Consider the following 8,578-nt stretch of genomic DNA (forward strand, 5'->3'; position numbering starts at 1 on the left):
TTCTTCATGTTCGTCTTCTTCTCCGAAAACGAACTTTACTAGACTCCGGCTGGCCCTGTTTGTAGGGGGCAGGTCAGATCAACGCGGCGGCCGTCAGCGGCACGAGGCACAGCGACTTTAGCCAGTTTTTCATGGTGACGAATTCTCCCTATGGCGATTGAAGAGGGGCAGCGTGCGACCGGTCAGGCCGCACGCAGTGCCTCCACGCATTCTCGCACCAGCTCGGGTCCGCGGTAAATCAATCCGCTGTAGACCTGAACCAGGCTCGCACCGGCGTCGAGCTTGGCGCGTGCATCCGCGCCCGACAGGATGCCGCCCACGCCGATGATCGGCAGCGCGCCGCCGAGTTCGGCGGCAAGCGCGCGGATCACCCGGTTCGATGCCTCGAACACCGGACGCCCCGACAACCCGCCCGTTTCGTTGGCGTAGGGCAGGCCGGCGACCGCTTCGCGCGACAGTGTGGTGTTGGTGGCGATCACGCCGTCGAAGCCGTGGCGCGTCAGCGTGCCTGCAATCACCTTGATCTGTTCGTCGTCGAGATCCGGCGCGATCTTGAGCGCGATCGGTACGTACTTGCCATGACGATCGGACAGCGCGCGTTGCTTGTCCTTGAGTTTGCCGAGCAGCGCGTCGAGTTCATCGCCACCTTGCAACTGACGCAGGTTCTTCGTGTTGGGCGACGAGATGTTCACCGTTACATAGGTGGCATACGGGTACACCTTCTCGAGGCAGATGAGGTAGTCGTCGACTGCGCGCTCGATGGGCGTGTCGGCATTCTTGCCGATGTTCAGGCCGAGCGGACCCTTATAGCGCGCCGATTGGACGTTCTGTAGAAACTGCTCGACGCCGCCGTTGTTGAAGCCCATGCGGTTGATGATCGCTTCGGCCTGCGGCAGCCGGAAGATGCGCGGCTTCGGATTGCCCGGCTGAGGACGCGGCGTGACCGTGCCCACTTCCACGAAACCGAAGCCGAGAGCGGCCAGACCGTCGATGCAACTGCCGTCCTTGTCGAGGCCGGCGGCCAGGCCCACGGGGTTCGGGAAGCGGATGCCCATGACCGTGCGGGGGGATTCGGGAAGCGTCTGGCCCACCAGGCCGGTCAGGCCGAGCGCGGCGGTGCCGCGCAGCGTGGCAAGCGTCAAATGGTGAGCTTGTTCGGCATCGAGGCAGAACAGGGCGCGGCGGGCCAGGGGGTAGAGAGACGCAAGCACGGTGTCGGGTTCGGCGGAATCGGAAAGTCGCCATTTTACCGGGATCGCGACGCCGGGGCGCGTCTTTTTCTACGCTCTGCGTACTCTTGCATTCCCGGGCATCCGAGGTTCGATGAGCGCGGTGCGCACTACGAGGCGTGCGCGGGCGTGGCGGCGCGTGAGCCTGCCCGCCGGGTTACTCGCCGGCGGCGTCGAGCATGGCTTGCGGCATGTCCTGCCATTGTCCGTCGATCAGACCCTGGAGCGGTCGGAAATTGGCCTTGTAGACCATTTTCCGGCTGGCCTGGATCCAGTAGCCGAGGTAGACGTGGGGCAGACCAAGCGCGCGCGCCTGTTCGATTTGCCAGAGGATGTTGTAAGTGCCGTACGAGGCGCCTTCGACGTCGGGGTCGAAGAACGTGTACACCGACGACAGGCCGTCGCTGAGGATGTCCACCATGCTGATCATGCGCAGCGTGCCGGCACCCTGATGTCCGGGAGGTTCGCGGAACTCGACGAGACGGGAGTTCACGCGGCTTTGCAGCAGGAACTGTTCGTACTGTTCGCGGCTGTCGTGGTCCATCCCGCCGCCCGCGTGGCGCTGTGACTGATAGCGCATATAGAGCTGGTAGTGCTCTTCGGTGTAGTGCAGTCCCGATACGTTGACGGCCAGACCGGCATGGCGCCGCCAGATGCGTCGCTGCGTGCGGTTCGGCGCGAAGCGCGCGATCGGCACGCGCACGGGGACACAGGCGCGACAGCCATCGCAATATGGACGGTAGGTGAACACGCCGCTGCGCCGGAAGCCGGCACGAACGAGCTCGCTGTAGACGTCCGAGTTGATGAGATGGCTGGGTGTGGCGACCTGCGAGCGTGCCGTGCGATTGTCGAGGTAGCTGCAGGGGTAGGGCGCTGTTGCGTAGAACTGAAGGGCAGACAGCGGGGACAGCGGCAGTTCGTTCGGATGGGTCACTGCGAAACCTCGTGAGCCTTATCTGCTGCGTTACCGTAGGCCAGTGCGCTGAGCATCCGCTTGTCCAGATGCCAGACCGGCGCGGGGGCCATGACCGCTTTCTGCACGTGGGCCAGGAAGGCCTCGCGGGGGATTTCGCCGCCGCCGAGCGACGCCAGATGCGCGGTACTTTGCTGGCAGTCTATCACCTCTATGGCGTGTGCGCGTGCAAATGAAACGAGTGCGGCCAGGGCGATTTTCGACGCGTCGTTGCGGCGGGCAAACATCGATTCGCCGTAGAACATTCGTCCGAGCGCCACGCCGTAAAGGCCGCCTACGCGTTCACCTTCGTAGAACGTCTCCACGCTGTGGGCGAGGCCGGCGTCGTGCAGCGCGCGGTACGCCGCGACGATGGCCGGCGTGATCCAGGTGCCGTCCTGCCCGCGCCGGGGGGCTTGCGCGCAGGCGTGCATCACGGCGGCGAAATCGTCGTCGAGCCGGATCTCCCAGGCGTCGTCGCGCAGCACGCGGCGCAGCAACTTGCGGAAGTTGTGACTGACGACGAACTGCTCCGGGCGCAGCACCATCCGAGGGTCCGGGCTCCACCACAGTACAGGCTGGCCCTGCGAGTACCATGGGAAAATGCCCTGCCGGTAGGCGGCGAGCAAACGTTGCGGCGAGAGGTCGAGCCCGGCCGCGAGCAGTCCCGGCGCGTCGCTCGTGGCGTCGAGCGCTTCGTCGACCGACGGGAAGGGATCGTTTGCTTCGAGCCAGACGACCATGACGACGTTAGCGATTCGGTGGGGTAGGCGGCATCGCGCCGGGTGAGACGCGTCGACCCGGAACCGCAGATGGGGCGTTCGTGCGTTCAGACACGCAGCATCGGCGTGAGGATGTCCTCGGTGTGCGCCGTATTGACAGGCAGCACCGGCGTGGGCACGCCGGGTGCGGTCGCATTGGGCGCGCCTTCGAGGTGTACGCCGAAGGCGCCCGCGCGGCGATCCTCGAAGAAGTACTTCAGCGTCTTGGCGACGGTCGGAAAGGCGATATCGTCCCACGGAATCTCGTCTTCCGAGAACAGCGCGACCTCGAGACTTTCTTCTCCGGCGGCAAATTGCGGCTCGCGCATCTGTGCCAGATAGAAGATATGAACCTGATTGACGTGCGGCACGTTGAGCAGCGAGAACAGCGCGCCGACCTCGACGACCGCGCCGGCCTCTTCCAGCGTTTCGCGCGCGGCGGCTTGCGACGTCGTCTCGCCAATTTCCATGAAGCCCGCCGGCAGTGTCCAGTAGCCAAGACGCGGCTCGATGGCGCGCTTGCACAGCAGCACCTGATCGCCCCATACAGGCACCGTGCCGAGCACGTTGCGCGGGTTCTGATAGTGGATGGTGCCGCAATGAGTGCAGACATGCCGCTCGCGGTTGTCGCCGGGCGGAATGCGCAGCTCGACCGGATGGCCGCAAGCGGAACAGAATTGGATGGAAGGACGTCGGTTCATGGTTGCTGCGAGTGTATCATCGGCGGCGTGCGCTGTGCGCCGACGCGCGCGCGGTGCCGGGGGCGGATGCCGCGATACCCCCGGCGAGTGCGCCACGTGACGGACGCAGGAAAAAAATCGGCCTTCAATGTTGCGCTGCGATGGCGATTGTCATATAATCTAATTCTTCAGACGCGGGGTGGAGCAGTCTGGCAGCTCGTCGGGCTCATAACCCGAAGGTCACAGGTTCAAATCCTGTCCCCGCAACCAAATTCGAAAGCCTGATTTCCACAAGAAATCAGGCTTTTTGCGTTCTCAACGACGAACCAGCGGGTATCGCCATGTCCGGCATCTTTTCAACAAGCGAAAAGGCATTCGACGCCATTACCGAATTGTGGGAAGCGTCGGTGCGCGCGACGCACGATTTCCTGAGCGAAGCGGATATCGCCTGGTTGCGTCCGCGCATTCGGAATGAATATCTCGCTGCGGTGACGCTGCGGGTGTTTCGCGACGATACGAACGTCATCCGCGGATTTGTCGGTGTGGCCGAAGGGAATGTCGAGATGCTTTTCGTGGCGCCCGAAGCGCGGCGTCAGGGCATCGGCGCGGCGCTGCTGGCGTATGCGGTGCGCGAACTCGGTTGCACGCGCGTCGACGTCAACGAGCAGAATCCGCAGGCGCTGGCGTTTTATCGGCGCGAGGGCTTCGAGGTGACCGGGCGCTCGCCATTCGACGGCCAGGGGCGTCCTTTTCCGCTTTTGCACATGCAACTCGCGACCGCGCCGACCGGTCATGCGGCAGGATCGAGCGAGTAGGGCCGATCGAGCGAATCAGGTGAATCAGGTGAATCGGTCGCCACGGGTATTTAACGCGAGGCCGGCATCAGGCGCTGTCTGATGCGCGCGCCGAACACGTTGACGACGAGTCCGGCCATGACGAGCGCAGCCCCGGCGATTTGCGGCGTCGTGAGTTGTTCGTCCAGCAAGAGGGCGGCCGACGCGAGGCCGATGATCGGCACGAGCAGCGAGAAGGGCGCGACCTGACTGGCCGGATAGCGTGTCATCAGGCGTCCCCACAGCGAGTAGCCGACGAGCGTGGCGATGAATGACAGATAGGCCACCGCGAAAATCGACGATGCCGAAATGTGCATCAGCGAGTCGGCGATCTGCCGTGGGCCTTCGAACACGTAGGCGAGCAGGGCAAAGGGAATTGGCGGAATCAGGCTGCCCCATACGACGAGTCCGACCAGATCGACATTGCCGATCTTCTTGGTGACGATGTTGCCGGTCGCCCAACTCAGCGAAGCACAAAGCGTGAGTGCGAAGCCGAGGAGCGTCATCGCTGCGCCACCCTGCAGGCCAATCACGGTGAGCCCTGCGGCCGCGATCAACAGACCGACGACATTCTGCGCACGAAAGCGTTCGCCGAGGCACATGACGGCGAGCCCTAGGGTGAAGAATGCCTGGGCCTGAAGTACCAGCGAAGCCAGACCGGCGGGCATGCCGACATACATTGCCGTGAACAGCAGCGCGAACTGCCCGAATGAGATGGTCGCGCCGTAGGCGAGCAGCCAGCGCCACGGCACTTGTGGGCGTCTCACGAAAAAGACGGCGGGAAACGCCGCGAGCAAGAATCGGAGCGCCCCCAACAGCATGGGGGGCACGCCGTGCAGGCCGACCTTGATGACGACGAAGTTCACGCCCCAGGCGAGTACGACGATCAATGCCTGAAAGAGGTCCTTCGGTGCCATGCCGACGTCTCCTGTCGCTGCTCGGGTAAGGTTTTGGGGGAGAAAGGCGAAAGTGTACTCCGGGGGCGTCGACGTGTCGCAGGAAAAACCTGCGTGGCAGAGCGGGGTGATGGACGGTGACAGCGACCTTGGGGGGGCGGGCGGCGGTCGGCGGAGGCATCACGTATACTTTGCGTTTCGTATTTCAAATGGCGTCGTCTTGCCGGGGCAAGTCGGCGATTGCTGTGTCTGAGGAATTTGCATGAACTTGCCTGCCCGCCGCGTCAGCGTCGCACCGATGATGGATTGGACGGATTCGCACTGCCGCGTTTTTCACCGGCAGCTTTCGCGTCACACGTGGCTCTATACCGAGATGGTCACGACCGGCGCGTTGCTGCACGGCGACGTGGCGCGCCATCTCGACTTCGATGCCGTGGAGCACCCGGTTGCCCTGCAACTGGGCGGCAGCGAGCCGGCGGATCTTGCGCAGGCAGCGAAACTGGGTGAGCGTTGGGGGTACGACGAGATCAATCTGAACTGCGGATGTCCGTCGGAGCGAGTGCAGCGCGGTGCATTTGGTGCGTGCCTGATGGCCGAGCCGGCGCTGGTGGCCGACTGCGTCAAAGCGATGCGCGACGTGGTGCAGGTGCCCGTCACCGTGAAGCACCGCATTGGCATCGACGACGTCGAGTCGTTCTCGTTTGTGGAGGATTTCGTCGGCAAGGTCGCCGAGGCGGGTTGCGCGACGTTTATCGTTCATGCCCGGAATGCCATTCTCAAGGGCCTGAGCCCGAAGGAAAACCGCGAAATTCCGCCGCTCAAGTATGACTATGCCTATCGCCTGAAGCAGGTATTTCCGCAACTGGAAATCCTGATCAACGGTGGTGTGAAGACGCTCGATGAAGTCGAGCGGCATCTGCAGCATGTCGATGGTGTGATGCTGGGCCGCGAGGCTTATCACAACCCTTACGTGCTGGCGGAGGTGGATGCGCGATTCTATGGGGACGGGGCGCCGGTCAAGTCTCGCGAAGCGGTGGAAGATGCGTTGATCGAATACGCGGCATCGCAGGTGGAGAAGGGGCAATACCTGGGCGCGATCACGCGTCACGCGTTGGGGCTGTATCGCGGGGTGCCGGGCGCGCGCGGATGGCGTCGCGTGCTGTCGGATCCCAAGCGACTGAAGGCTGGCATCGGTGCGTTTGAGCAAGCGCGAGAACAATTGCGCGCGGGTGCCTGCTCGGAGCGCGACGATGCGGGTGCTGTCGTTTCGGTGTGAGCGATGTTGCGTGGATGCGCAATATTGCACGGCGGCGCACGGAGATCGTTCGCCGCGTGAGATGACGCAGTTGCGCATCGATCACGCACGCGAGCGAAGAAACATTTAGAAGAAGTGAAAAAAGTGCTTGGCAGCGAAATAAAAACGTCGCTATAATCTTGTTTCTGTTCAGCAAGCAAGTCATGTTGCTGATCACGGCGGTGGCCGTAGCTCAGTTGGTAGAGTCCTGGATTGTGATTCCAGTCGTCGTGGGTTCGAGTCCCATCGGTCACCCCAAAATTCCCTTGTTGTTCAAAGCGTTAAGCTCACCCATTACGTTCCACAAAGCAAAATTCGGAACGAAAATCCCAAATTCGGAATTCACTCGGTAGCGTCAGCGACCTTTGTCTTGCGTCGATCGTAGTGTCGATGTGTCGTCGACGGGCTCGTGTGAGCGGCGAAATCGTACGCATCCGCAGCGCGCTGTTCGAGCTTCGAGGTGATGGCAGCCGGGCGGATGTCGAGCAACGAAAAGTATTCCGGGTGCTTCGTGAGTTGAAGGTCCAAGTCGGCCACAGCTTCGCCTCTTCGCTGAGCTGCCTCGCGCGCCTTCTTCGCCTTGAATTCTTCGGCGATCGCGGCGTCCTTCTCGCCGATGTACGTGTACATCGCGTCCTGCCAAACCGAGTTCCAGCCGCTCTTCGTGTACGGCCGCCCGCTGCGGTTTGGAAACAGAAACACGCTCGCGACTTTTCGCTCGCGCTTCGCGCGCTCGACGACAACGCGAAGGCGCGGGGACCATTTCCTCAATTTGCGCGTTTCCGATTCACCCATCTTCCGCTTCGCGCTAACAACCATCACTCCCTCGTCGCTCAGCCCTGACATGTGATACGGGCGCACCTCTGCGGCGCGGAAGCCGGTCAAGTACGTGAACATGCCGGCCACGCCCATCGTACGGAAGGCCTGCTCCTGCCTTACCGACCACAGGTAGAACCGAATCACCTGGCTGCGCACGACGTCGCGCACGAAGGTGTCGGCCTTATTCAACATGAGGTTGCGGAACGGGTGGACACGGATCAGCCCCCAGCGAATCCCGTAGTTGCAGATCGTCGACATGAGGGCCATTTCCTTGTTCGCCCCTTTGGGGGCGCCGGACTTTGCTCGCGCGTCGAGATACTGATAGCCGTGGACCGGTTCCAATGCCGCCGGCTGCATGCGGCCGAAGAATGCCGTGAGCCGTTCATATGTTCCCTTGCGCACCGCGATACCGGCCTTTGACTGGTCGGCGTAATGGATGGGGTCGACCTCGGTGCGAAAGCGGTCGATCATGTCGCCAACCGAATCGGCGATGATCTGTCCTGCAATGATGTCCATCGCGCGGCGCTGGCTCACCGCCGCGGCGCGCGCGATTTCGGCGCGGTCACCACGCGGCGCGCTCGCGATCGTTTCCCGGCGCCCGTCCGGGTACTTGTACCAGAAGGTGACCTTGCGAACCCCGAACCTCTTGTAGAGGCGCGGCGTACCGGTGGGCTCGTCGGTGACTGGGGTGGTGCTCTTACGCGAAGGCTTGGTAGTTCGGCGTTGCGTCATATTTGTTGGTGCTGCTGTTGTTCTCGGTGATGCCCATTTTCTTGTCGCGGTAGGCGCGAGCTACCTTCGGCTGCCCATGGCTGTCGACCACGTAGCGCCATCGGTTGGCGTCCAGCCACTTCATCATTGCCGAACGCTGGTTCGGTTTGCAGCCGATCAGCTCGGCGAGTTCGTGCATGGAGAGGTAGTCGTTCATATTGCGATTCCCCAGTTTCGCGCTGTCACTCTCAGAATTTCGTTCGTACTATCATGGGTTCTCGGCCACTCTCGGAAGCCGCTCAAACCATGCCTACCCTCAACTTCACGTATCGCGGTTGCAACGTCGACATCGAGATCGGCGAGCGTGCGACCCTGTGGGACATCACCATCGAGGTGACGCCGC

9 protein-coding genes and 2 tRNA genes are annotated in these 8,578 nt (G+C 62.6%); 4 read left to right on the forward strand and 7 right to left on the reverse strand.

The features are described from left to right. Positions 1 to 182 precede the first annotated feature (182 nt). The 4 genes from PMO31116_RS23275 to PMO31116_RS23290 form a co-directional block, all read right to left on the reverse strand. A complete protein-coding gene (locus PMO31116_RS23275) occupies positions 183 to 1,211 on the reverse strand; it encodes a quinone-dependent dihydroorotate dehydrogenase (RefSeq protein WP_150568779.1) in 1,029 nt (342 codons plus the stop codon). Between the two features lie 175 nt (positions 1,212 to 1,386). Next, a complete protein-coding gene (locus tag PMO31116_RS23280) occupies positions 1,387 to 2,163 on the reverse strand; it encodes an arginyltransferase (RefSeq protein ID WP_150568780.1) in 777 nt (258 codons plus the stop codon). Further along, positions 2,160 to 2,924 (reverse strand): leucyl/phenylalanyl-tRNA--protein transferase, encoded by a 765-nt coding sequence (gene aat, locus PMO31116_RS23285; RefSeq protein WP_150568781.1) that lies wholly within the window; start codon positions 2,922 to 2,924, stop codon positions 2,160 to 2,162. The genes PMO31116_RS23280 and aat overlap by 4 nt, the downstream gene beginning before the upstream one ends. An 86-nt stretch (positions 2,925 to 3,010) precedes the next feature. Continuing rightward, the gene (locus PMO31116_RS23290; RefSeq protein WP_246185454.1) at positions 3,011 to 3,625 is read right to left on the reverse strand and encodes an NUDIX hydrolase; all 615 of its coding nucleotides are present in this window, start codon (positions 3,623 to 3,625) and stop codon (positions 3,011 to 3,013) included. Between the two features lie 190 nt (positions 3,626 to 3,815). Between PMO31116_RS23290 and PMO31116_RS23295 the strand changes: the two genes are divergently transcribed. Next, positions 3,816 to 3,892: transfer RNA gene (locus tag PMO31116_RS23295), tRNA-Met, on the forward strand. 71 nt (positions 3,893 to 3,963) lie between these two features. Then, positions 3,964 to 4,437, forward strand: coding sequence for a GNAT family N-acetyltransferase (locus PMO31116_RS23300; protein ID WP_150568783.1), 474 nt, complete (start codon positions 3,964 to 3,966; stop codon positions 4,435 to 4,437). A 50-nt stretch (positions 4,438 to 4,487) separates the two neighbouring features. On the opposite strand, the gene PMO31116_RS23305 is transcribed toward PMO31116_RS23300, so the two are convergent. Beyond that, the gene (locus PMO31116_RS23305; protein ID WP_150568784.1) at positions 4,488 to 5,372 is read right to left on the reverse strand and encodes an EamA family transporter; all 885 of its coding nucleotides are present in this window, start codon (positions 5,370 to 5,372) and stop codon (positions 4,488 to 4,490) included. A 241-nt stretch (positions 5,373 to 5,613) separates the two neighbouring features. On the opposite strand from PMO31116_RS23305, the gene dusA reads away from it, so the two are divergent. Next, positions 5,614 to 6,627: a tRNA dihydrouridine(20/20a) synthase DusA gene (gene dusA / locus PMO31116_RS23310; RefSeq protein WP_150568785.1), complete on the forward strand. Its 1,014-nt coding sequence runs from the start codon at positions 5,614 to 5,616 to the stop codon at positions 6,625 to 6,627. Between the two features lie 200 nt (positions 6,628 to 6,827). Continuing rightward, a tRNA-His gene (locus tag PMO31116_RS23315) sits at positions 6,828 to 6,903 on the forward strand. Positions 6,904 to 6,987: 84 nt separating this feature from the next. On the opposite strand, the gene PMO31116_RS23320 is transcribed toward PMO31116_RS23315, so the two are convergent. Continuing rightward, positions 6,988 to 8,196, reverse strand: a complete 1,209-nt coding sequence (locus PMO31116_RS23320) for a site-specific integrase (protein ID WP_150568786.1) — start codon at positions 8,194 to 8,196, stop codon at positions 6,988 to 6,990. Then, positions 8,162 to 8,392, reverse strand: coding sequence for a DUF4224 domain-containing protein (locus tag PMO31116_RS23325; RefSeq protein ID WP_150568787.1), 231 nt, complete (start codon positions 8,390 to 8,392; stop codon positions 8,162 to 8,164). The genes PMO31116_RS23320 and PMO31116_RS23325 overlap by 35 nt, the downstream gene beginning before the upstream one ends. Between the last annotated feature and the right edge of the window lie 186 nt (positions 8,393 to 8,578).

Source organism: Pandoraea morbifera, assembly GCF_902459575.1.
Lineage (GTDB): Bacteria > Pseudomonadota > Gammaproteobacteria > Burkholderiales > Burkholderiaceae > Pandoraea > Pandoraea morbifera.

Bases quoted from the DNA above. Each gene is read 5' to 3' on its own strand.
- aat (WP_150568781.1), bottom strand. From the start codon at position 2,924: ATGGTCGTCTGGCTCGAAGCAAACGATCCCTTCCCGTCGGTCGACGAA.
- PMO31116_RS23300 (WP_150568783.1), top strand. From the start codon at position 3,964: ATGTCCGGCATCTTTTCAACAAGCGAAAAGGCATTCGACGCCATTACC.
- PMO31116_RS23305 (WP_150568784.1), bottom strand. From the start codon at position 5,372: ATGGCACCGAAGGACCTCTTTCAGGCATTGATCGTCGTACTCGCCTGG.
- dusA (WP_150568785.1), top strand. From the start codon at position 5,614: ATGAACTTGCCTGCCCGCCGCGTCAGCGTCGCACCGATGATGGATTGG.
- PMO31116_RS23320 (WP_150568786.1), bottom strand. From the start codon at position 8,196: ATGACGCAACGCCGAACTACCAAGCCTTCGCGTAAGAGCACCACCCCA.
- PMO31116_RS23325 (WP_150568787.1), bottom strand. From the start codon at position 8,392: ATGAACGACTACCTCTCCATGCACGAACTCGCCGAGCTGATCGGCTGC.